Origin of the sequence: Hyphomonas sp. KY3 (genome assembly GCF_017309975.1) — a bacterium.
Taxonomy (GTDB): domain Bacteria; phylum Pseudomonadota; class Alphaproteobacteria; order Caulobacterales; family Hyphomonadaceae; genus Hyphomonas.
Map to the genome: position 1 here is coordinate 2,495,628 of NZ_CP022271.1, position 22,639 is coordinate 2,518,266.

Annotated in this window: 17 protein-coding genes; 10 read left to right on the plus strand and 7 right to left on the minus strand. The window is 57.5% G+C overall.

Going from position 1 to position 22,639, the window contains the following annotated elements; all coding sequences use genetic code 11:
• Window positions 1-4 precede the first annotated feature (4 nt).
• Window positions 5-1,417, minus strand: coding sequence for a cell wall metabolism sensor histidine kinase WalK (locus CFA77_RS12075; protein ID WP_206990909.1), 1,413 nt, complete (start codon window positions 1,415-1,417; stop codon window positions 5-7).
• The gene (locus CFA77_RS12080; RefSeq protein ID WP_206990910.1) at window positions 1,417-2,151 is read right to left on the minus strand and encodes a response regulator; all 735 of its coding nucleotides are present in this window, start codon (window positions 2,149-2,151) and stop codon (window positions 1,417-1,419) included. The genes CFA77_RS12075 and CFA77_RS12080 overlap by 1 nt, the downstream gene beginning before the upstream one ends.
• Window positions 2,152-2,696: 545 nt before the next feature.
• On the opposite strand from CFA77_RS12080, the gene CFA77_RS12085 reads away from it, so the two are divergent.
• Complete coding sequence (locus CFA77_RS12085) at window positions 2,697-3,236, plus strand: EF-hand domain-containing protein (RefSeq protein ID WP_206990911.1); 540 nt, start codon at window positions 2,697-2,699, stop codon at window positions 3,234-3,236.
• A gap of 6 nt (window positions 3,237-3,242) precedes the next feature.
• Window positions 3,243-3,935, plus strand: a complete 693-nt coding sequence (locus tag CFA77_RS12090; RefSeq protein ID WP_206990912.1) for a hypothetical protein — start codon at window positions 3,243-3,245, stop codon at window positions 3,933-3,935.
• Window positions 3,936-3,960: 25 nt separating this feature from the next.
• Here CFA77_RS12090 and CFA77_RS12095 read toward each other — a convergent pair whose 3' ends face one another.
• Window positions 3,961-4,560 (minus strand): TetR/AcrR family transcriptional regulator, encoded by a 600-nt coding sequence (locus CFA77_RS12095; protein ID WP_206990913.1) that lies wholly within the window; start codon window positions 4,558-4,560, stop codon window positions 3,961-3,963.
• Window positions 4,561-4,688: 128 nt separating this feature from the next.
• On the opposite strand from CFA77_RS12095, the gene CFA77_RS12100 reads away from it, so the two are divergent.
• The 4 genes from CFA77_RS12100 (at window position 4,689) to ald (ending at window position 11,706) form a co-directional block, all read left to right on the plus strand.
• The gene (locus tag CFA77_RS12100; protein WP_206990914.1) at window positions 4,689-5,870 is read left to right on the plus strand and encodes an efflux RND transporter periplasmic adaptor subunit; all 1,182 of its coding nucleotides are present in this window, start codon (window positions 4,689-4,691) and stop codon (window positions 5,868-5,870) included.
• A 19-nt stretch (window positions 5,871-5,889) separates the two neighbouring features.
• Window positions 5,890-9,027: an efflux RND transporter permease subunit gene (locus CFA77_RS12105; protein WP_206990915.1), complete on the plus strand. Its 3,138-nt coding sequence runs from the start codon at window positions 5,890-5,892 to the stop codon at window positions 9,025-9,027.
• A complete protein-coding gene (locus CFA77_RS12110) occupies window positions 9,024-10,442 on the plus strand; it encodes an efflux transporter outer membrane subunit (protein WP_206990916.1) in 1,419 nt (472 codons plus the stop codon). The genes CFA77_RS12105 and CFA77_RS12110 overlap by 4 nt, the downstream gene beginning before the upstream one ends.
• A 148-nt stretch (window positions 10,443-10,590) precedes the next feature.
• Window positions 10,591-11,706: an alanine dehydrogenase gene (ald, locus tag CFA77_RS12115; protein ID WP_206993236.1), complete on the plus strand. Its 1,116-nt coding sequence runs from the start codon at window positions 10,591-10,593 to the stop codon at window positions 11,704-11,706.
• 18 nt (window positions 11,707-11,724) lie between these two features.
• On the opposite strand, the gene CFA77_RS12120 is transcribed toward ald, so the two are convergent.
• Genes CFA77_RS12120 through CFA77_RS12130 form a run of 3 tightly spaced genes read right to left on the minus strand, consistent with a single transcriptional unit; the run spans window position 11,725 to window position 14,497 of the window.
• Window positions 11,725-12,537, minus strand: a complete 813-nt coding sequence (locus CFA77_RS12120) for an aminotransferase class IV (protein WP_206990917.1) — start codon at window positions 12,535-12,537, stop codon at window positions 11,725-11,727.
• Window positions 12,534-13,118: an aminodeoxychorismate/anthranilate synthase component II gene (locus CFA77_RS12125; protein WP_206990918.1), complete on the minus strand. Its 585-nt coding sequence runs from the start codon at window positions 13,116-13,118 to the stop codon at window positions 12,534-12,536. Before CFA77_RS12125 ends, CFA77_RS12120 begins: the two co-directional genes overlap by 4 nt.
• Window positions 13,115-14,497 (minus strand): anthranilate synthase component I family protein, encoded by a 1,383-nt coding sequence (locus CFA77_RS12130; RefSeq protein WP_206990919.1) that lies wholly within the window; start codon window positions 14,495-14,497, stop codon window positions 13,115-13,117. The genes CFA77_RS12125 and CFA77_RS12130 overlap by 4 nt, the downstream gene beginning before the upstream one ends.
• Before the next feature lie 165 nt (window positions 14,498-14,662).
• Between CFA77_RS12130 and CFA77_RS12135 the strand changes: the two genes are divergently transcribed.
• From CFA77_RS12135 to CFA77_RS12150, 4 genes are all read left to right on the plus strand, one after another.
• On the plus strand, window positions 14,663-15,325 hold the full coding sequence (locus CFA77_RS12135; RefSeq protein ID WP_242517340.1) for a PepSY-associated TM helix domain-containing protein: 663 nt from the start codon (window positions 14,663-14,665) through the stop codon (window positions 15,323-15,325).
• 191 nt (window positions 15,326-15,516) lie between these two features.
• The gene (locus tag CFA77_RS12140) at window positions 15,517-16,257 is read left to right on the plus strand and encodes an ImuA family protein (protein ID WP_206990920.1); all 741 of its coding nucleotides are present in this window, start codon (window positions 15,517-15,519) and stop codon (window positions 16,255-16,257) included.
• On the plus strand, window positions 16,145-17,869 hold the full coding sequence (locus CFA77_RS12145) for a DNA polymerase Y family protein (protein ID WP_242517341.1): 1,725 nt from the start codon (window positions 16,145-16,147) through the stop codon (window positions 17,867-17,869). The genes CFA77_RS12140 and CFA77_RS12145 overlap by 113 nt, the downstream gene beginning before the upstream one ends.
• Entirely contained in the window at window positions 17,866-21,120 is a 3,255-nt protein-coding gene (locus CFA77_RS12150; protein WP_206990921.1) for an error-prone DNA polymerase, read from the plus strand. The genes CFA77_RS12145 and CFA77_RS12150 overlap by 4 nt, the downstream gene beginning before the upstream one ends.
• Before the next feature lie 18 nt (window positions 21,121-21,138).
• Here the strand turns inward: CFA77_RS12150 and CFA77_RS12155 are convergent, their stop codons facing one another.
• Complete coding sequence (locus tag CFA77_RS12155; protein WP_206990922.1) at window positions 21,139-22,626, minus strand: PepSY-associated TM helix domain-containing protein; 1,488 nt, start codon at window positions 22,624-22,626, stop codon at window positions 21,139-21,141.
• Between the last annotated feature and the right edge of the window lie 13 nt (window positions 22,627-22,639).

Sequence of the window (22,639 nt, forward strand, 5' to 3'; positions counted from 1 at the left end):
CGTGTCAGCCAGCGGCCTTCAGAGGCAAGGTCACCGTTACGAGCAGCCCCCCGGTTGGTGGGTTCGACAAATCGATGTGCCCACTATGGGCTTCAATCAGATTCTTCGCGATATGAAGTCCGAGCCCATGCCCGCCGGTCTCGCGGTTGCGTGACTGTTCCAATCGAACAAGGGGTTCGAACACACGCTCCAGAGCATCTTCCGGGATTCCCGGACCTGTGTCCTGGATCGTCACAATAGCCTTGCCGGCTTGTTCACTGAGACAAACGTGCGCCATGTCTCCATAACGCACCGCATTTTCAATCAAGTTGCGCAAGGCGCGTGTCAGTTCATCTGATCGACCCATGACAATCGGGCGTACATCGATTTCATTGAACGAGACAGAGAGGCCCAGATCCCGCAAGTCTTCGATAAGGCTGTCGACCAACGAATACATGTCCAGCGGCTGGAAAGGCTCATCTGACTGGCCAGCCGTCGCCGCAGCAAGTGCGGCTTCTGTGATACGCTCCAACTCTGCCAGAGCACGACTCATCCGCTCGCGCTCACTCGCATCTGATAGCATCTCAACCTTCAGTTTCAATGAGGTAATGGGTGTCCGCAAATCATGACCAATTGCTGCGAGCAGCTGGCGTTGGCCAGCCACTGTGGTCTCGAGGCGGCGGCCCATGCGATTGAAAGCACGCAGCGATTCGCGCACGTCATACGGACCTTGCTCGACCAGCGGCTCATGCTTGTAGTCGGACGCCAGCGTATTCGCGGCCTTCGCCATTTGCCTCAATGGATTGATCGCATTCAGGGCGGCCCATATGCCGATGCCAACCATCAGCACGATGAGCATGACGGCCGCCAGGAGAGGTGGACGCGGCTCTTTCACACTGATGTTCTCGGTTCTTATATTTATCCAATTGCCATTCGCGATCTCGAGAGACACTCTTGCGCGCTGCTGGCTGGCAGATCTCCCACGCTCTGACGGCGGAGGCCTCAGACTCATTGGCCCGGGACGGCCCGGTTCTTCATCCATGAACCTGTCCGGTCGACCGGGAGGACCTGCGAGCCTGTCCCGATCACCCCACCCACTCAGGGAAATACCAATCGGCGTATCCTGCGCTAGCCCAAGATTTTCAAGAACACGTTCGGCTAGCCCCCAGGAGAAAGGCTCAATATAGGGATATTCTGACAGCGAGTAATCGGTTATTTGAAGACGCTCCAGCTCTTTGTCGGAGAGTGAATCGGGCCAATCCTTCGCCTGCAATTCCTCCAAGGCGACCGTCGCAACATGCAGCGCCGTACGTGGCTGGAGGCGTTGCGATGAAATGCTGAATTCCACAATGAAATACGCCAGTAGAAATGTAGACAGCAGAGCCGCTGTCACCAGGATTACAATCCGTGTAAGAAGCGTATCAAGCCTTGCCAGCATCACAGTTTCTTCACATCAGCTGCAAAGACATACCCCCCGCCCCAGACGGTCTGGACGATATCCGGATTCTTGGGGTCACGTTCGACCTTTTTCCGAAATCGACTCACCTGACTGTCGACACTGCGGTCGAACACATCTGCGCCTTCGGCATGAGACAGTTCCACGATCCGTTCACGCGACAGCACGATCTGTGGTCGGGCTATAAAGATCATCAATAATTGGAATTCGCCGGTGCTTAAGGAGACGATCACGCCATCATCGCGGGTCATTGTGCGTTTCGCCGTATCCAGCGTCCAACGGTCAAACTCAAAATAGCGCGTTTTCTCAGGCGTCATTTCTCTTTCGCGACCATTCGCGCGCCGCAGGACCGACCGCACACGCGCAAGCAGTTCCCGCGGGTTGAATGGCTTGCACACATAATCATCTGCGCCGACTTCCAAGCCGACAATCCGGTCGATCTCATCAGTTCTCGCGCTGATGAAAACGATCGGAATTGCGGTGAGCCGAACGATCGAACGACAAAGACTAATCCCGTCCTCGCCCGGCATCATGACGTCCAACAGGATGAGGTCTGGTTCTTCAGAATGAATCGCCCGGCGCGCAGCGGGGGCATTTTCAGCCGTCGACACGCGATAGCCGTTTTCCGTGAGATAGGATTTCAAATCTTCCCGAATATCGCGGTCATCATCGATGACTAGAATGTGTTCGGGCGTCGTGGTCTCTGGATCAGGCATCTCCGCAGTCTCCTGAATATGTATCGTCGGTCTGATGATTACAAATAAGATAAACTTGTTGCCAAGGTGTGTCGTGATTGCAGTTAAACTGCGCTTCGAACCCCACCGCTCCGGATCATCCCGAATTGCTGGTGTCGCCACCGAAAACCCATACCTTTCAAGTCGGTAATGTCATGTTGCAGACTGCCATATATTGCCATCACTTTCGTCCTAACCGGCATATCCTCTCAACATGGCTGAGGCATCTTGTTCTCATCGACGCAGGGAAACTTCCCGGCACTTCGTCCCCAGAGACTGCATCAAGAGCACTCAATATGCCTAGTTCCACCCCCTATTCCGGTCGCTCTGAAGAGAAAGTCTCGATCTCAATCACCGAAATCATCGCATCCACCAGGACAGTCCCCGTCCGCTCCTTGAACACCGAGCCTCCCTTTGGGTGCCAAGACCGATGCGATGAGAGGGAGGTGTCACACCCCCCCTACGTCTCACCCTGTGGCACCTCCCTCACCCCCTTCTCTTCCCGTTGCAAACGACTGTCAGGAGCAATGAAAGTCACAGTCCTGATGATTGCTGGACTGTCCCTGGTGGCCGCATGCACATCCTCCCCGCGCAAGGGGCCAGGTGCCAGCGGTCGCGATGGCGGAGACCGCGCACGCCCGACTCGGTCGCAAGGCCTGTCTGCCCCACCAGTGGCACTGCTTTTCGTCAGCATGGACAGTAATCACGATCACTTCGTATCACGCGAAGAAGTTGATAATGGTATTGATCTCGAATGGCGCGCCTTGGCGGGGCCTGATCGGGTACATCAATCTGCGGTACAGATGTCAAATTGGGCAGCTGAGACCCTTGGCGACCTGAATGCACTCCCCAGCCCTATTGCCTTCGACAGCAATCTGGATGGAACCATCACGGCCTCGGAATTCCGAATACGACTTATCGATATATTCGGTCGGATCGATAAAAACCGAGATGGGCTTCTATCACGCGCAGAATTTCTGACAGCGCCGCGCGCAGTCGATTCCAACGAACTCACCATGCCGCAAGATAGCCAGCGCCGCGGACCTCCTCCCGGACGACGGCAATAGATTCCGGTGTCTATCCTGAAATCCTCCGCGCTTGTCCGAGCACCAGTTTTCCCGCCAGCGGCCAACAAGCCCGAAGCGTATCCGAAAGAGCAAGTGTTCCAGCCTGGCCCCAGCCTGGCAAGTCTGTGGGCCAGCGCAGGTCTCATCCGAACCGACATAACAAGGGGTTTCAATGGCTTGTCAGGAGCGGCCGATGGCGCGCCTCTCGACTTGCACTTGCGCTTGCAATCTCTATCCACAGATCAACAGCCGCTTTCCCGTTATGCGGTGTATGTCTGGCACGCCGACGCAGCTGGCGAGTACTCTGTCTTCAATCGCCCGGATACAAACTATCTACGTGGTATAGGGATCACAGACCAACGAGGACGCGTAAACTTTCGGACCGTGTACCCAGGCACTTATCGGGGACGCCCGCCACATATCCATTTCGAGGTCTATCGCAGCCTGGATACTCTGGGGTTGGGAGTGGCGCCACTGATACGGTCCAGCATCCTGTTTCCCGACATGGTTTCCCGATCCGTCTATACTCGGAACCCGGCCTATGCCGATAGCTTGGACAAGTATGCGGCGCTAAGATTCCAGCTCCCGGTGCTGAACCCAACCGGTGACAAGCGCGCCGTTCAGCTGGCGAGTACGAGTGCCTCCAGCAACTCCACTCTCAGAGCCAGCTTGGACATATTCATCAATGCGGAAGAATGAACCGCGATATCGTTGTGGTTTCGCTCTACTCCACAGGAAGGTCATCACTTGCAAGAATCTTCGTGATGATCGGCTTCATCATTTCGATGAATTGCGGACGTTCATGCTCGGGATGCCTCAGCGTGCGGGCCGGAATGCCGCCAAACAAGGTAAACAACATCTCCGTCCGCAAAACAGGCGTTGTAATTCCGGCATTCTCCAGGACGCCACAAAACTCTTCCCGTATTTCACGATCATAGTTCTGCAAGATCTCGGCAACCGACGGATTTCTCTGCGCCTCGGCAAGAATCTCGAAATTCAAAACCGTTCGGAACGGGTCCTGATGCTTGATAATAATGTCGATGACGAGTGGAGCGATTTGATCTCGGATTTCAGTGCCGCTCAGATTACGGAAGTCTTCCATTCTGTCTTTTTGGCGCAACAATTCGCGCTCCACCACAGCCTCTATCAACAAATCCTTGGACGCAAAGTAATGATACAGATGGCCAACACTGATGCCACATTCTTTGGCGATCCCGGAAATGCCCGCGCCATGGAATCCCTTCTCAACGAAGTGAATCTCAGCGCAGTCCAGAATTTCAGCAACGCGACTCTCACGTTTCGCGGCCGTCTTCGATTTGCTCATAACTGTCATGCAGAAAAACACCTAAATTCCACTATGCCCTCTCCTTGACATGCTGCACCGCAACACTAGATAGAGCGTTCACTCTAGAATTGTTATATTGAAGCCATTCGGCTCGTCAAGGAATCCTCATGGAAGTTCTAAGAAAAAGTATTTCGGCAGCGACCTTGTCCGTCGCCTTCCTGCTGACGGCCTGTGGTAACGAAGGCAGTACAGTAGAGGTTCCGCAACAGCCAGCTCCAGTTGTAAAGACTCTCACGACCGAACTCGTATCGGTCCCCAACGCCGTTGAGTTGACTGGACGCGCGCGGGCCCACGCCGAAGCGGAGATCCGCCCGCAGGTCACCGGCATCATCAAGGAGCGGCTGTTCAAGGAAGGCGACCTCGTCTCGCGTGGACAAGCGCTCTATCAGATTGATGCAGACGAGTATGCCGCAGATGTGCGAAGTGCCGAGGCCGCATTGGCGCGTGCCCAGGCTTCTGCAAATGTCGCAAAGGAAACCGCCAAGCGGTTCGCCGACCTCGCAAAGATCAACGCTGTCAGCCAGCAGGAATATGATCAGGCCGCGGCTACGGCCCAGGAAGCAGAAGCGGATATTGCGCTTCAAAAGGCTGCTCTGGACCGCGCACGCATCGATCTTGCCCGCACCAGGATTTCTTCCCCCATCGCCGGACGCATTGGTCGATCATCGGTCACACAAGGCGCGCTCGTCACTCAAAACCAGACTGAAACACTCGCCAACGTGCTTCAAATCGATCCGATCTATGTGGACCTTACCGTTTCCAGCAATCGCGTCCTCAACATGCGCCGCCAGATTGCGTCCGGGCGGGTTGCCTCCAAGGGAATCGACACGGTGCCAGTGAACATCATCCTCAGCGACGATACGACGTATCCCCTGCAAGGTGAACTCGAATTCAGCGAAATCAATGTCGACGAAAGTGCCGGTACAGTAGCGGTACGTGCGCTCGTACCAAACCCTGATGGTATTATCCTGCCGGGCATGTTCGTCCGCGCAAACTTCGTTGCCGGCATGTACGAAAATGTCATTACGCTGCCGCAATCGGTCGTCTCGCGGACCCCAACGGGCGAAGCCTCCGTCATGGTCGTCAAAGATGACAACACAATTGAGCAGCGCGCCATCCAAGTCGAGCAATACAACGACAATTCATGGATTGTGCTGGACGGCTTGGAGGAAGGCGAAAGAGTCGCCGTTTCAAATCTTCAAAACCTGCGTGCAGGTGTGACAGTTGATCCGATTTCCAGCGCAGCACAAATATCCGCCGCCCGCGACTCGCGCAGCGAACTGAACTAGCGAACCCTGGACACTCGACATGGCTAAATTCTTTATCGACCGCCCGGTGTTTGCCTGGGTGATTGCAATCATCATCATGCTTGCAGGCGGCATGGCGCTGCGCGCGCTTCCAATCGCTCAGTATCCGGATATCGCGCCCACAACGGTCAGCATTTCAGCGAACTATCCGGGGGCATCCGCCGAAGCAGTCGAGAATGCGGTGACGCAAGTCATCGAACAGCAACTCACCGGCCTTGATGGACTCGACTATATATCGTCGTCCTCGAATTCCAACGGTTCAATGTCGATTACGTTATCCTTTGAGCCCGGCACAGATGCCGATATTGCCCAGGTTCAAACCCAAAACAAAATCTCGCTCGCGACACCGCTTCTGCCGGAAGAAGTGCAGCGTCAGGGCGTGACCGTGAGCAAGGCAAGCGGCAGCTTCCTGCTGGTAACAGCATTTTATTCTCCAAACAGCACACTCAACCAGATCGACATCGGCGACTTTGTTCGCTCCACCGTCTATGACACAATCAGCCGCATCGACGGTGTCGGTAGCGTTCAGGTGTTCGGATCGCAGTACGCAATGCGTATCTGGCTAGAGCCTGAAAAGCTGGCGCAATACCAACTTACTCCGTCTGACGTCACGCAAGCTATCCAGGCCCAGAACGCACAGGTCGCCACTGGCGCACTAGGCGGAACTCCTTCAGTGCCAGGCCAGGAGATCAACGTCACCGTGACGCTTCAATCCCTGTTGTCGACTCCAGAGCAATTCGAGAAGCTGCTGATCCGCACAACGCCTGCGGGTGGATCCGTCCGACTGGAAGATGTCGCACGGGTCGAACTCGGCGCCCAGGATTATTCAACCATCGCTCGCTTCAATGGCAAGCCGGCAACGGGTGTGGCGATCTCTTTGGCGACGGGCGCAAACGCGCTCGAAACAGCCGAGCGAGTCAAGGAAGCCGTCAGGAACATGTCGCCATCCTTTCCAGCCGATCTGGAGTACCAGTTCCCCGTTGACTCGACACCCTTCATCGAAACCTCGATCCATGAAGTTCAGAAAACGCTGTATGAAGCGATTGTCCTCGTATTTGTCGTTATCCTGATCTTCCTGCAAAGCTTCCGTGCGTCGTTGATCCCGATCATTGCGGTTCCAGTTGTCTTGCTCGGCACGTTCGCCGTGCTCCTCCTGTTCGGCATGTCCATCAACACACTTACCATGTTCGCCATGGTGCTGGCCATCGGTCTCCTCGTGGACGATGCCATCGTAGTGGTGGAGAATGTTGAACGGGTTATGCATGAAGACGGCCTCTCCCCCTATGATGCCACCGTTAAATCCATGCAGCAGATCACCGGAGCCCTGGTGGGTATTGCCGTGGTCCTATCCGCTGTCTTCGTGCCTATGGCCTTTTTCCCGGGTTCTGCCGGCATTATCTATCGCCAGTTTTCGGTTACGATCGTATCTGCCATGGCGCTGTCCGTGCTAATTGCGGTGGTCTTATCACCGGCCTTGTGCGCCACACTATTAAAGCCATCCTCCGGGAACGGAAAGTCATGGCACATGACCCCGGCGCGCGCATTCAATTCCGGCTTTGACAAACTCACCAATGCATATGAAGGCGCGGTCACAAGGATCATTCGCCGCAGATGGATCATGCTTGCCAACTTCGCGGTAATCATGGCGGTCACCGGCCTATTGTTTGTACGCCTGCCCACGGCATTCCTGCCCGACGAAGACCAGGGCACATTGATGACCATTGTCCAGTTGCCTGAAAGCGCAACCCTGGAGCGGACTGCTGCCGTGATGGATGATGTGCGGAAGTATTATGCTGCAAATGAAGAAGACAATATCATGGGCCTGTTCACCGTCGCTGGCTTCAGCGTTGTCGGTCAGGGCCAGAACAATGGCATGGCCTTCGCGGCTATGAATGATTGGTCTGAACGGCCGGGTCCTGAAAACTCTGTCCAGTCTATCGCAGGCCGTGCTTTTGGCGGTCTGTCCCAAATCGACGAAGCCCGGATTTTCCCGATCGTTCCCCCGCCTATTCGGGAGATGGGCAATTCGAACGGCTTTGATCTCTACATTCAGAACACAGGCGGACTTACCCACGCTGAATTTGTGGATGCCCGGAACCAACTTCTCGGCATGGCCTCTCAGGATCCGCGCCTGATGGGCGTCCGCCCGAATGGCAGCGAAGATGGTCCACAGTTCAAGATGAATCTCGACTACCAGAAAGCTCAAGCTCTCGGCGTGTCTGTTGCCGATGCCACAAGTGTCCTGTCCGTTGCCTTCGGGGGAAGCTATGTGAATGACTTCATCGACCGGGGCCGTATCAAGCGTGTCTATGTTCAAGGGGATGCGGAAGACCGTATGCAACCGGAAGACATTTCCAAGTGGCACGTGCGCACCTCGTCCGGCGAGATGACTCCGCTTGACGAGATCGTGTCCGGCGAATGGTCATATGGTTCTCCCCAGCTCCAGAGATTTGGCGGCGTACCCGCAATCAATATTCAGGGATCTCCGGCAGAGGGCGAAAGTTCCGGTGTAGCCATGCAGATCATGGAAGACATGGTCAGCCAGTTGCCTGGCAACATCTCTCTTGAATGGAGCGGGCTCAGCCGTCAGGAGCGCCAAGCTGGCAACCAGGCAACGATGCTATACATTCTGTCCCTTCTCTTTGTATTCCTCTGCCTAGCTGCTCTTTATGAAAGCTGGACAATTCCAGTCTCGGTCCTGCTGGTCGCCCCGCTTGGCGTTACGGGCGCTGTATCTGCGGCAAACCTCTTTGGTCTCGCTAATGACGTCTTCTTCCAGGTCGGCCTCTTGATGACTGTTGGTCTCGCCTCCAAGAACGCGATCCTGGTCGTCGAGTTCGCGCGGACCCTCGAAGATCAAGGCAAGGACGTTGTCACGGCGACCATCGAAGCCGTACGGCAGCGCATTCGCCCCGTCTTGATGACGTCGTTTGCTTTTGGCTTTGGTGTCTTGCCACTCGCCCTCAGTACCGGCGCAGGCTCAGAAAGCCGAAATGCAATGGGCTGGATCATGGTGGGTGGCGTTATAGCCGCCATGACCTTCAGCCTGCTGTTCGCCCCTCTCTTCTATGTTCTAGTTCGCCAGGTTACGACGCGCCTGCGCGGTCAACGCCCTGCCACGTCCGGAGATCAAGCATGAGCCGTCAAAAATACCTCGCCGCCCCGCTCAGTGCGCTTGTCCTGACCGGCTGTGTCAATCTGGCACCAGACTATGAGCGCCCGATAGCGCCCGTGCCGACAGAGCTTCCCATTTCGGAGCCTTCGGTGACTGGGGTCTCCACACTTGCATGGCAAGACATCGTTCAGTCGGATGAGTTGCGTGCACTGATCGATCTGTCGCTGGACCAGAACCGCGACCTGCGAACTGTCGCCGCCACTGTCGAAGTGGCACGTGCGAACCTCGTCACGTCTCGGTCAGGTTTCTGGCCGACCTTCACCGGGTCCGGTAGCGCGCAGAAGGGCGGCACCTTTCGGGATGACGCAACATATTCGTCTTCCTTCGGTGACAGCACTTCCGCGCAAATAGGAGTCTCTGCTTGGGAACTAGACTTCTTTGGGCGTATCCGGAACACGAACGACGCCGCCCTGCAGACCTATCTGGCGAGTGTCGAAGGCGAACGCGCCACCAAGATTTCCCTGGTGGCATCTGTCGCGGAAGCGTGGCTCAAACTCGCGGCAGACCAGGAATTGCTGAGACTGGCCGAACAGACGGCGAGCAGTCAGAATGAAAGCCTCGACCTCACACAGGCTCTGTTCGATGCGGGCACTGCCAGCGAGATCGACTTGCGTCGGGCCTCGGCGTCTGTTGCGTCAGCCCAGGCACAAGCGGCAGAGTTCCGGGCAACTGTCCGCCGAGACCTGAATACCCTGCGTTATCTGGTGGGAACAGACTTGCCACCGTCCATTGAAGCGCACGTCGAGCTGACCCCATCTCCCGTTGTGCTTGACCTGCCGGTTGGCCAGACTTCCTCAGTTCTGTTGCGCCGCCCGGATGTCATTCAGGCAGAACGCAATCTATTGGCGGCCAATGCCAATATAGGCGCTGCACGCGCTGCCTATTTCCCATCGGTCTCCCTGAACGGCGGTGCGGACGTGGTCGGCGGCGACTTGGCGGACCTGTTCGAAGGCGACTATGCGACGGGCTGGACTTTTACGCCAAGTGTTTCGGTGCCCATCTTTGACTTCGGCACGAGACGCGGAAATCTGGACGCAGCCCGCGCGAATGCCGACGCGGCTCTCGCAGCCTATGAAGGCACCATTCAGCAGGCCTTCCGCGAAGTTGCAAACGCCCTCGCCGTATCCGAGACAATCTCCAGCAGACTGGATGCTCTGGAACAGCTTGCTGACGACACAGGCGTCACCTTCTATCTGTCGCAAGAGCGCTTCAAATCAGGCCTTGATGATTATCTGACGGTGCTGGATGCCCAGCGTGAAAACTACAATGCTCAGCAACAACTCATTCTCGCCAACTTGGATCGCGGCCTGAATAGTCTTGCCCTTTACCGCGCGCTGGCGGTCTGGGATGCTTCTCTGGATGAGGCTTCCGGGGATTAAACTCGCTCACGCCCCACGGGCACGAGAAAGATAATTCGACAAATATTTTGTATGTTGAAACAAAACATACAAAACCTCTGGACATGAAGGCATACAATATACGATATCCGCGAAATTCAGGTAACCTTACCCTCCGGGAGTCATGAGCATGCAGATCGGCGTTCCAAAAGAGATCAAGAACAATGAGTTTCGGGTCGGCCTTACGCCGGAGAGCGTCAGCGAATTCACCGCGCGCGGGCACAAGGTACTGGTGGAAACGCAAGCAGGCATGGGCATTGGCGCAACAGACGATGCGTATCGCGCCGTCGGCGCGGAGATCGCGGAGACAGCCGCAGATGTGTTCGCCACTTGCGAGATGATCATCAAAGTGAAGGAGCCGCTGGCACCCGAACGCACACAATTGCGACCCGGCCAGATCCTGTTCACCTATCTCCATCTGGCTCCAGATCCGGAACAGACGCAGGATCTGATGAAATCCGGCGCGACGTGTATCGCCTATGAAACCGTGACCGACCGCACCGGCGGCCTGCCCCTGCTCAAACCGATGAGCCAGGTTGCCGGACGTCTCGCCGTTCAGGCCGGGGCCTCGGCCCTGGAAAAAGCAAAGGGCGGCCGCGGCGTGCTGATTGGCGGCGTGCCGGGCGTACACGCCAGCCGGGTCGTGATCATTGGTGGCGGCGTGGTCGGCTTCAATGCGGCACAGATGGCCGTCGGCATGCATGCGGACGTTACCATCCTCGACCGCAATCCGGATGTGCTCGAACGCCTCGCCACGCATTTCGAGGCTGGCGCGAACACAGTTTACTCGACCCGGGCAACGCTGGAACAGGAAATTGCCCAGGCCGATCTCGTAATCGGCGCGGTGCTCGTCCCCGGTTCTGCAGCGCCGAAACTCATCACGCGCGAAATGTTGTCTATCATGCAGCCCGGCGCAGTGATGGTGGATGTCGCGATCGACCAGGGTGGTTGTTTCGAAACCTCCCATCCCACCACGCATGATGCTCCAACTTATGTGGTCGATGACATCGTCCACTATTGCGTGGCGAACATGCCCGGCGCCGTAGCACGCACATCCACCTACGCGCTCAACAATGCGACTTTGCCCCATGCTTTGCGAATCGCTGACAAGGGTTGGAAGGCCGCACTCAAGTCGGACCCGCACCTGGCAGCAGGCCTCAACGTCTGGGATGGCAAAGTTACGTGCGAAGCTGTCGCGGAAAGTCTGGAACTAGAGCTAACGCCATTGGCGGAAGCGCTCGCCTAGCGTTCCGGAAAAGTGGGGTCAATTGGTGAGTAGTTCTGCTCGCAATTCGGCGCAGCCCGCAGGCAGTTCAGCATTGAACATCCTGGTCTCAAACGCTGATACCGGTTGGAACAGGCGCAGGCTGTTGGTCAGGAAAACCCTGTCCGCGGATCGAAGATCATCAAGCGAGATCGACCGCTCCGAAACGGCGAAATCGCCAACACGCCCCCTACCCAAAATCCAGTTCCGCATCACACCGGGCAGAGCGCCATCCCCAACGGGCGGCGTGAAGATAGCTCCATCCATCTGCACGAACACATTCGCCACACTGGCACAGGCAAGATGCCCAGCGGGCGAGAAAAAGAACGCTTCATCAAAACCAGCTTGAACTGCCGCGCGCAATGCAACGATATTGTCTGTGTAGGACAAGGTCTTGTAGCGAGCCGTGATGGAAGTTGGATTGCGCAGGATCGTGCTTTTGTGCACTCGCACAGCTTCTGGCGTCAGACTCACACTATATTCTGAAACACGCGCGATGAGGGTCGGCGAAGCCGCCATATCATCCGCGAGCCCGCGAACCCCAGCGCCGCGTGTGACCGTGATACGCAATGCACCCGACGCAGAGTCTTCAATTGCCGTATCCATGACACGAGCAACGGCCTTGCGCTCAAGATCAATGCCCAGTGCAGCAGCACCTTCGATCAAGCGGTCCAAGTGTGCATCGCGCAGAATGACGCGTCCATCGCTGACGAGCGACGTGTCGAACACGCCATCTGCCAACAACAAGCCGCGGTCCCGCAGGTCAAACAGTTCGGACTGGTCAGACAAGGCAGACGGCTGAGACAAGATCATTCCGGTTTCCAGTTCTTCGCGAGCTGTACAAAATTCCTGATCAGCTCAGCGCCATGCTCGGTAAGCACAGACTCTGGGTGAAACTGGACACTGAATAGCGGAAAGTATGTGTGTGACAGCGCCATAATGTCTCCCTCCGCAGATACCGCATCAATTTGAAATTGGTCCGGCAAATCATCAAATGTTGCCACGAGAGAATTGTACAGACCGACATCAAAAGCGCGGGGCAAGCCAGCAAACAAGGCTCCGCCCTGCACTGACAACGTCGTGGTGCGTCCATGGCGGGGAAAATTGGACCTGACAATCTTGCCCCCATAAACCTGCGCGATCGCCTGGTGCCCAAGACACACTCCGAGAACTGGCAGCTTCCCAGCGAAGTACTGAACTGCTTCCAAGCAGATCCCTGCCTCATTCGGTGTACATGGTCCCGGCGACAGGACGAGCGCTTGAGGCGCAAGATCGGTGATTTCATGGAGAGTAATCCGGTCACTATCAACGACCGTCACATCCGCGCCTTCGCATGTCAGATAGCGCGCGAGATTATGAACGAAACTGTCGCGATTGTTGAGCACGAGGATCATGCCTTCTTCCCCACCCGGAACAGGGACGGCGCGATCCGCTCTGCCTTCAGCTCTGACTCTGCCAGCTCGCCAACCGGGTCCGACATCAAAGTGATACCCCCGCCGGCCAACAGCGTGCTCTCTGTCGGCAAATGATCAATTGTGCGGATCAGGATGTTGAAATCCAATGCACCATCAAAACCGACATACCCAATAGCTCCGCAATACGCGCCACGAGGACGTTGCTCCAGTTCGTCAATGATTTCCATCGCGCGCAATTTCGGCGCGCCTGTGATGGATCCACCGGGAAACACTGCCTTGAACAGGTCAATGCCATCCTTGTCGTCCGACAAGTCGCCCTCAATGGTCGAGACGAGGTGATGAAGATTGGAGAATGTCTCCAAGCGGCAAAGCGATGTCACTTCAACCGATTCAGGTTCGCACACGATGGACAAATCATTCCGTAGAAGGTCAGTTATCATGATGTTCTCGGCGCGGTCCTTCTCAGAGGCCAACAGGCCTGCCTGCGCCAGATCGTCCTCGATCAGGTCAGCCTCGCGTCTGACGGTTCCCTTGATCGGCTCCGCCACGACTCGCCCCGTGGCCGAAGCGGAGATCAAGCGCTCTGGCGATGCGCTTGCCAGAACACGCCCTTGAAAATGGCCGAACGCCGCGAAGGGCGCAGGCGTCCGCTCGCGCATCTGCAGGTAGTTGGAAAAAGCCGATGACACGTCGCAATGCGATGCCACCCAATTCTGCGCAATGTTGGCCTGATAAATGTCGCCATCCAGAATATAATCCTGTGTACGCTTTACGGCCGCAATATAATCAATAGCCTGATCCGGGCGTGACCAGCCCAATGGCACGTCGACATCCGGGGCACGCCGCGTGTCGCCCAGACGGGTCAGCACCTCCGCAATCTTCGCATCTGCCAGCGCGTCATCCTCTTCTGCGTTCGCCGCCCTCAGCCCGGCCGACATGACCCAAGTCTTCTGACCCTCAAGATCGAATGCCAGCAACGTGTCGTACAAGTTGAATTCAATCAAATCAGAGCGCGGCATGTGTCGCGACTGGAATCGCCCAAGGAAGAGTGGCGCAGCGTCATAGGAAACATAGCCCGCCGCGCCGCCTTGGAACGGGGGACCTTCCGCAATGCGCTGCCGTTCGGTGCTGCGTATCCAGGCCCTTACTTCGTCCGCCCTGTCTGCGAAGCCATCCTCACCGCGTGACAGCTCCTCCGCACGAACCTGCAAAGTCGCGATTGGTGCAATGCAGAGATATGACCAGCGTGATGAAGGGTGATCGGTATCCGCGCTATCGAGCCAGAGGGTTGCCGCATCGCCATAGAAAAGTGTGGCGGCCCGGACGGGATCACATGAGTCTAGAAGAGCGTAGCGCATTCAGATGCCTGGTCAGGAAACGTATACGCCTTGGCTAGACCAACAGGCCCGCAGCAAGTCAATTGCACACACTCATTGAGAATGACTTGCAGACGCATATTCGCGCATGTTAGGAGGCGAAACTCCACCAGACCGCGCCGAACTTCAGACGGCGCAATACAGATAATGAGCCCTGACGGAATGAGCCTCTTCCAGACCGCCCCCGCAAAACGCGCATCCTTGAAAATGTTCATCAAGCGTCAGGTGCGAACCGTTCACTGGATGTCTGGCGCGCTCTGTCTTGTCGGCATGATGCTGTTCGCGGCGACTGGCATTACGCTCAATCATGCCAGCGATCTTACCTCAAAGCCAAGAACCATCGAAGGCGAGAGCATCCTGCCAGGCGAGCTGGTCACGCTACTGGATGAACATGCGAAGACTGGCGCCGAGTCCGGCCTGCCCGCCGAGGTCGCGACCTATCTCAAATCTGAGACGAGCTTTGATACAACAGGCCGCCCGGTCGAATGGACCGATTTTGACGCGTATATCACCCTGCCCCGGCCCGGTGGAGATGCCTGGATCAGCATTGACCGTGAGACCGGCGAAGTCATGTTCGAAAAAACCAGTCGCGGCGCGGTCGCCTATCTCAACGACCTGCACAAGGGCCGAAATACTGGCTTCGCCTGGACATTGTTTCTCGACCTGTTCGCCATTGCAGTTGTCTTGTTCTGTGCGTCTGGGCTCTGGTTGCTGCAGATGCATTCCACGCGCCGCCCCAGCACATGGCCACTTACGATTGCGGGCTTTGCTTTGCCGATCCTGCTGCTTCTTGTTTTCACACATACCTGACGGCCGACACGCGGGCATTTGTCGCCAGCGTCAGCACTGCTCCACAGATCTTTCTGCTACGGCTTGGCCAACCTCGTCCTGAATAATCCATTACAGGACAAGTCCGTCAGAAACCGCCACTGTACCTGTTGAAATCCTTTCTGCTCGACGGAGTCAGTTGACTCAATGCGATAAGAACAAATAATGAACAAATGGCATCAATCCCATCTTCCCTGAAGGACGCGTTTCATAGCTTCCCGCCTCAGCAGCAGCCGAGCCTGTCTTTTCCACTCGGTCTGGGAGAGGTAGGTGTCCATGAGATCTGCGAGGCCTCACACGGGGACTTTCCGGCGATGACCGGCTTTGCGCTCGCGGCACGCACACGTCGCAAGGGCCCTGTTATCTGGATCCGCCAGTCCAGCCTGAAACAGGCCCATGGCGGCCTCCTTCAGGCTGGCTGCCGAGAAGTCGCTCCGGACCTGCCCCCAAGCCTGAACATTACCCCGCGCAAGCCTGCAGAAGCTCTCTGGGCCACCGAAGAAGCCATCCGCTCCGGTGTGGCCTCACTGGTGATTGCAGAATTGGAGGATGCCAGTTTCACCGCCTCGCGCCGTCTCGCACTTGTATCCGGGCGGCATGGCACGCCGGTCATCCTGTTGATGCCCTATACGCGGGACGGCGCCACCGCTGCCAATGCCCGGTGGCGTCTTTCCCCCCGTCCCTCATCCCCCAACCGTTATGACACGCATGCCCCCGGAGCGCTCCGCTGGAAGGCTGTGCTCGAACGGTCCCGCCAGGCCCCGCACATGGCAGGACAATCCTTTGATCTGGAGCTTGACGATGAAACGCTATCTTTGCGTGTGGTTTCCGGACTGGCCGCTGACCCGGCTCCGGCGCGCTCGCCGCGGCCTCAGGACCGGATCGGCCCGCCCGGCCTCCGGCAAACCGCCTGATCCCCACCTGCCCTTTGCCCTGCTTGAAAACAGCACCAAGGGTCTGCGCATCGCCGCTGCCAATGACCCTGCCCGTCAGCTTGGCATAACAGAGGGGTTGGTCTTCACCGATGCACGGGCCCGCGTGCCCAACCTTGTTACCGAGGACATGGACCCGGTCGCCAACATCCGTGCCCTGTCCGCACTTGGCGACTGGATGATCCGGTTTACGCCGCTGATCGCGATCGATGGCACTGACGGCCTCATCCTGGAGACCACGGGGTGCGAACACCTCTATGGCGGCGAACTGGCCATGATGGAGACACTATCCGATCTGCTGGAGCGCAATGCCATCCCGCACAGGCTGGGCCTTGCCGGCACGCCGGGCGCAGCCTCCGCTCTGTCCCGTGCCGCGCCGGGCACCTGCCTGAAAGAAGGCGAAGAACAGGCTGGCCTTGCCGAACTTCCCGTCGCAGCCCTGCGCCTGTCGCCTGACGCCGAAACCCTGCTGCGCCGCTTCGGCCTCACGCGGATCGGCCAGCTTTACGGCATCGATCGTAAAGCTCTGGGGCGGCGCTTCCAGTCAAGATCCGCCGCCGATGCGGTACTCCTAAGGCTCGACCAGGCCTTGGGCCTGCGCCATGAACCACTGGCGCCCCTGCGTCCCCTGCCGATCCGATCCGCCCGGTTGAACTGTCCGGAACCGATTGCCACCAGCGAAGCCATCGGAATTGGCCTCGAACAACTGGCGCAGGATCTGTGTGAGGCCCTCGGTGCGGCTGGTCTCGGCGCGCGGCACTTTCTGCTCATGGCTTTCAAGTCTGACGGTACACGCGCTGAACTGGAAGTGAAGACCGCCCGCCCTGCGCGTGAGCCGAAACACATTCTCCGCCTGTTTCGTGAACGGATCGATTCGATTGACCCCGGCTTTGGTATCGACCTGCTTTTGCTCGAAGCCCATCGCACGGACAGGATGGAGACCAGCCCTATGGCGCTGTCGGGCGACCTCGCCTCAGCGGACATGAACACTGCCGCCCTGTCCGCGCTGGCCGACCGGATCATGGCCCGGCTGGGCGAACACACCGTAAGCTTTGTCCAACCACGAGAGAGTCATGTGCCGGAACGCGCCGAACGGCAAGTGCAGTTCATCGGCGATGTCCCGGTCCTCGCCACCCACAGCACGGCTGCCGGACCGCGCCCCATTCGCCTCCTGTCCTCACCGGAACGCATCACAGTCATGGCCGAAGTGCCGGACGGCCCGCCGCTGCGCTTCATCTGGCGTCGCGTGCCGCGTACAGTGACGCGGGCCGACGGACCTGAACGGATCGCTCCGGAATGGTGGACCCATATTGCCGTGCCACAGCCCCCACCAGCGCTGAGAGGCCAGGCCCGCCAATGGCTCACCCCCAAAATGGACCCGCGTGCCGATGCTGCCCAGATCGCGCATGTGCGCGCAGATCTCGAGGCCATGCTGGATGCCCCATCCGGACCGGTAAAGCTCCTCCCGCGCGCGCGGGACTATTACCGTGTAGAGGACGCGGCGGGGCGGCGTTATTGGCTGTTCCGCGAAGGACTTTATGGCGATGGGCGTGGCGGCGCGCCCGAATGGTATGTACACGGCCTCTTCGCATGACCGACTATGCCGAACTCTCCGTTACGACGAATTTTTCTTTTTTGCACGGTGCCTCACATGCAGAAGAACTCGTCCTGACCGCCAAACAATTGGGGCATATCGCCATCGGTGTTGCAGACCATAATACGCTTGCCGGTGTCGTGCGCGCCCATATCGCGGCAAAAGAAGCCGGCCTGCGTCTCCTCGTCGGTGCGCGCCTCGTGCCGACGGACGGTCCGGAAGTGATTTGCTATCCAAAGAACCGGACAGCTTATGGGCACCTTTCGCACCTTTTATCGGCCGGTAAATTGCAAGCGGAAAAAGGCGACTGCCTGATTACGCTGGAAAACATTCTTGCCCATGCCGAAGAACAGACCTTCATTTTCCAGCCGCCGGACAAGTTAGACACGACCTTTGCCGAAGTCCTGGAACGGTTCGCGGCACGCGCGCCAGGCAACGTCTATGTGGCGGCCAGCTATGCCTATCATGGCCGTAATCGGGAACGGATTGCCCGCCTCGCCGATTTTTGCGCCCGGCAGGGTGTGCCGATCGTAGCGACAAATGACGTGCTCTACCATACCCCGGAACGCCGCCCGCTGCAGGACGTGCTCACCTGCATCCGCACGCACTGCACGATAGAGCAAGCAGGCTACCGACTGGAGGCCAATGCTGAACGTCATTTGAAATCACCAGACGAAATGGCTCGACTTTTCAAAGGGTTCGAGCCAGCCTTGCATCGAACCGTCGAGATCGCAGAGCGCTGCAACTTCAGCCTAGATGAGCTTTCCTACGAGTATCCCGACGAACCTGTCCCGGTGGGAAAGACACCGCAGGAACACCTTCATGACCTCACCTGGAAAGGCGCGCAATGGCGCTATCCGGATGGCATTCCAGGCAAAGTCAGCGCCGCCCTCAACAAGGAGCTCGCCCTGATCGAGGAGCTGGATTATGCGCGCTATTTCCTGACCGTGAACGATATCGTGGCTTGGGCACGCGAGCAGGACATCCTATGCCAGGGGCGTGGCTCCGCAGCGAATTCGGCAGTTTGCTATTGTATAGGAATCACCAATGTAGACCCGGCCCTGACCAGCCTCCTGTTCGAACGATTCCTGTCAAAGGAACGCAAAGAGCCACCGGATATCGATGTCGATTTTGAACATGAGCGCCGCGAGGAAGTCATTCAGTATGTCTACAATCGCTATGGCCGACACAAGGCGGCCCTGACCGCCACGGTGATTTCCTATCGACCGCGCTCGGCCGTGCGGGAGGTCTGCAAGGCGCTCGGCCTGACCGAAGATATATCCGCCGCCCTCGCCGGAACGGTCTGGGGTAGTTGGGGCAGCGCCATCAATCCAGATCAGATCCGCCAGGCCGGGCTCGACCCGGCCAATCCAATGATCCGCCGGGCCATTCTGCTCACCCAGCAGCTGATTGGTTTCCCGCGGCACCTGTCACAGCATGTCGGCGGCTTTGTTCTGACGCGCGGACCCTTGGTCGAGACAGTCCCCATCGGCAATGCCGCCATGGACGAGCGCACTTTCATTGAATGGGACAAGGACGATATTAATGCCCTCGGTATCATGAAGGTGGATATTCTGGCCCTCGGCATGCTGACCTGTATCCGGAAGGCATTTGACCTGCTTCAGCTGCACAAGGGGTTGGAGTATACACTCGCCACCATCCCACAGGATGATGAGGCCACGTATGAGATGCTCTGCGAAGGTGACAGCCTCGGTGTATTTCAGGTGGAAAGCCGGGCACAGATGAACATGCTGCCGCGCCTGCGGCCACGTACTTTCTATGACCTTGTAATCGAGGTCGCGATCGTCCGGCCCGGCCCCATTCAGGGTGATATGGTGCATCCCTATCTGCGTCGCCGGAAAGGCCTTGAAACCATAACTTATCCTTCACCGGCACCTGAGCATGGACCGCCAGATGAACTCGAACGCATCCTCAGTCGCACGCTGGGCGTGCCCTTGTTTCAGGAGCAGGCGATGCAGATTGCCATGGATGCTGCAAAGTTCTCAGCCGATGAAGCCAATGGTCTGCGCCGGGCGATGGCCACTTTCCGCAAAATGGGGACGATTGGCAACTATCAGGACATGATGGTCGAGCGTATGATCGCGCGCGGCTATGATGCGACCTTCGCGGCACGATGCTTCGACCAGGTGAAGGGCTTCGGCGAGTATGGATTTCCAGAAAGCCATGCCGCTTCCTTTGCCCACCTTGTTTACGTCTCGAGCTGGCTAAAGCGGCATCATCCGGATGTTTTCTGCGCAGCGCTGCTGAACAGCCAGCCCATGGGCTTCTATGCGCCCGCGCAGATTGTGCGGGATGCCCGCGAGCATGGCGTGGAAATCCGTCCCGTGGATGTGAATCTTTCGGATTGGAACAATACGCTGGAACCAACGGACGGGACATATTGTGCTGTTCGTCTCGGTTTCAGACAGGTGGACGGTCTGCGCGAAGACGAGATGGAAGCGATGATGATTGCCCGGGGCAATGCCTACGACCACCCAGAAGATATTCGCCGACGAGCAAGAGTCAGCCGCCGGTCGCTTGAACTACTCGCCGCAGCAGATGCATTCGGCTCAATGCAGCTTAGCCGGCGCGAGGCCCTATGGAGCGTACGTGGCGAAACCAGCGGCAACACGCTGCCCCTGTTCGCTGCAGCTGATGCGGCAGAACAGGGAGCCGAACAGGTGCCAATACTCCCCCTCATGCCGCGCTCAGAACAAGTCCTGCAGGATTACCAAACGACCCGCCTCTCATTGAAGGACCATCCGGTCTCCTTTCTGAGAGCGGGCTATAACAGGATGGGCGTCGTCTCAACGCAGGAGGCGTGCCATTTGCCAAATGGTGCACGGGTACAAACAGCAGGTGTCGTACTGGTGCGTCAACGCCCGGGTTCGGCCAGCGGGGTCTGTTTCATCACCATTGAGGACGAAACCGGCATCGCCAATCTGGTTGTCTGGCCGAACGTGTTCGAACGCTTTCGGCCAGTCGTGATGGGTGCGCGTGTCTTGATGGTGAAGGGCCGCGTTCAAACCGCCGACAATGTTACCCACATCGTGGCGAACCAGTTGATAGACCGGACGGGAGACCTTGTTCACCTGTCAGAGGATATTGGAGATGATCCGTTGAAAAGGGTTCTCGACCGCGCCGACGAGGTCACACGCCCAATTCCCGAACGCAAGGGCCCGGCACAACGGACAAGCGGTCAACACCCCCGCAATGTCCGAGTGATCCCGCGAAGCAGGGACTTTCATTGAAGTCAGGCATAGTTTGCCTCAGCCAGCCTGAACAGTCGTCGCTGGCTCTGCACTGAACCGCTTGGACCAAAGCGCCCTCGCAACAAAAGCTCCCCCTGTGGCAAGCAGAGCCACGGAGATGGTCACCATGTAGGCATTGGTCCAATCCATGTCGCCGCGCAGCAGATGAACCAGAGATGCAGAGAGCAAGGCCGCGCCAAAGATTGCGCGGAACATCAGGCCCGCCGACGCTGCACTCATCCATACAGTTGCGACACCTGAAAACACGATTGATCCAAGCCAGAACATCGCGATCAGCCAACCGCCACTGACACCCAGAAGACTAACCGTCAGCGTAATCGGGAACATGGCCATACTGCCCCAGATCCAACCACTCCACATCGCTTCCAGACGCGGTGCCGCACGCCCCTTCTCGCGGCGCTTGAGGAAATAGATGTTCAAGCCGGTGGCAACGACAATACAGAGCATGATGCCCAACAGGAAATAGATCGACTTCATCAGCGCGCCGCCGAAATCACCGAAATGAAGCCGATACATCGACATGGCGATCTGTTGACCAACCGGCCCGTCGGAATTGTGCCCGGTCGCAAGCAACTTGCCATCCGTCGAATAGGTATAGGTTTCCCCATAAATCAGGCGATTGGTCTCGTCGCCATAGATCTCGATGTGCTGACTTTTGGTTCCAGGCTCATGAATGATCACAATGAAAGGGTTTGCCTCAGGTATATCGCGATCGAGATTGATGAGCGCCGTATCCACGCCGGTAATGGGTGCAGGCGTGGCGTCAGCTTCGAGGATTTCACCGCCGAAGATCGCCTCACTAAGCTTCTTCGTGTCGCCACCAAAATTGGTCTGTGCAAAAACGAATGCCACGACACCGAACAGTCCGATCATCGCACCAGTTCCCGCCACAGCAATGAGGAAAGGCGTCGTCCAGACGCTGAGACGATTATGAAGGTCGGCCTGAGCCAGCCGCGCCTGGCCGGTGCGCCGAAATCGGAAAGCATCCCGGAAGATGCGCGGATGCGCGAGCAGTCCCGAGACTGCCATAGACACGAGCATGACACCGAATATGGCAACAATGATAATGCCGAGACTGTGCGGCATGGTGAGATAGTAATGGAGTTCAATAAGGAAATCGTTCCAAGGCGCCTCCAGTTGGCGCACGAATTCACCGGACTCATTCAACACGAATATGCCATTGTCCCCACCAGCCACAAACCGGGGCCAGTTTTCCCGCGGAGGATACATGTAGAGATGTGTCGTTTCGGGATCGCGCTTGAGCACTTCCTCGGCAGTCGCTTGCATCACGGATGGAGAAACTTCGTGCACCGTCGGAGTGCCCGCTTGCTCCCACCATTCCAACTCGTCCTCAAACACCGCAATCGTGCCACTCACACAGATGACAAACAGCAAAGCGCTGATTACCAGCCCCATGACAGAGTGCGCCGACAGGGCGGAATCAACACGTTCACTTGAAGATTTTGGCCAGAGGGATTTTGCCATAGGAAGAGTCTCG

What these genes read in the sequence shown, in the direction of transcription:
- CFA77_RS12075 (WP_206990909.1), bottom strand. Translation starts at nt 1,417, where the DNA reads ATGCTGGCAAGGCTTGATACGCTTCTTACACGGATTGTAATCCTGGTG.
- CFA77_RS12080 (WP_206990910.1), bottom strand. Translation starts at nt 2,151, where the DNA reads ATGCCTGATCCAGAGACCACGACGCCCGAACACATTCTAGTCATCGAT.
- CFA77_RS12085 (WP_206990911.1), top strand. Translation starts at nt 2,697, where the DNA reads ATGAAAGTCACAGTCCTGATGATTGCTGGACTGTCCCTGGTGGCCGCA.
- CFA77_RS12095 (WP_206990913.1), bottom strand. Translation starts at nt 4,560, where the DNA reads ATGAGCAAATCGAAGACGGCCGCGAAACGTGAGAGTCGCGTTGCTGAA.
- CFA77_RS12100 (WP_206990914.1), top strand. Translation starts at nt 4,689, where the DNA reads ATGGAAGTTCTAAGAAAAAGTATTTCGGCAGCGACCTTGTCCGTCGCC.
- CFA77_RS12105 (WP_206990915.1), top strand. Translation starts at nt 5,890, where the DNA reads ATGGCTAAATTCTTTATCGACCGCCCGGTGTTTGCCTGGGTGATTGCA.
- CFA77_RS12110 (WP_206990916.1), top strand. Translation starts at nt 9,024, where the DNA reads ATGAGCCGTCAAAAATACCTCGCCGCCCCGCTCAGTGCGCTTGTCCTG.
- ald (WP_206993236.1), top strand. Translation starts at nt 10,591, where the DNA reads ATGCAGATCGGCGTTCCAAAAGAGATCAAGAACAATGAGTTTCGGGTC.
- CFA77_RS12120 (WP_206990917.1), bottom strand. Translation starts at nt 12,537, where the DNA reads ATGATCTTGTCTCAGCCGTCTGCCTTGTCTGACCAGTCCGAACTGTTT.
- CFA77_RS12125 (WP_206990918.1), bottom strand. Translation starts at nt 13,118, where the DNA reads ATGATCCTCGTGCTCAACAATCGCGACAGTTTCGTTCATAATCTCGCG.
- CFA77_RS12130 (WP_206990919.1), bottom strand. Translation starts at nt 14,497, where the DNA reads ATGCGCTACGCTCTTCTAGACTCATGTGATCCCGTCCGGGCCGCCACA.
- CFA77_RS12135 (WP_242517340.1), top strand. Translation starts at nt 14,663, where the DNA reads ATGAGCCCTGACGGAATGAGCCTCTTCCAGACCGCCCCCGCAAAACGC.
- CFA77_RS12140 (WP_206990920.1), top strand. Translation starts at nt 15,517, where the DNA reads ATGGCATCAATCCCATCTTCCCTGAAGGACGCGTTTCATAGCTTCCCG.
- CFA77_RS12145 (WP_242517341.1), top strand. Translation starts at nt 16,145, where the DNA reads ATGAAACGCTATCTTTGCGTGTGGTTTCCGGACTGGCCGCTGACCCGG.
- CFA77_RS12150 (WP_206990921.1), top strand. Translation starts at nt 17,866, where the DNA reads ATGACCGACTATGCCGAACTCTCCGTTACGACGAATTTTTCTTTTTTG.
- CFA77_RS12155 (WP_206990922.1), bottom strand. Translation starts at nt 22,626, where the DNA reads ATGGCAAAATCCCTCTGGCCAAAATCTTCAAGTGAACGTGTTGATTCC.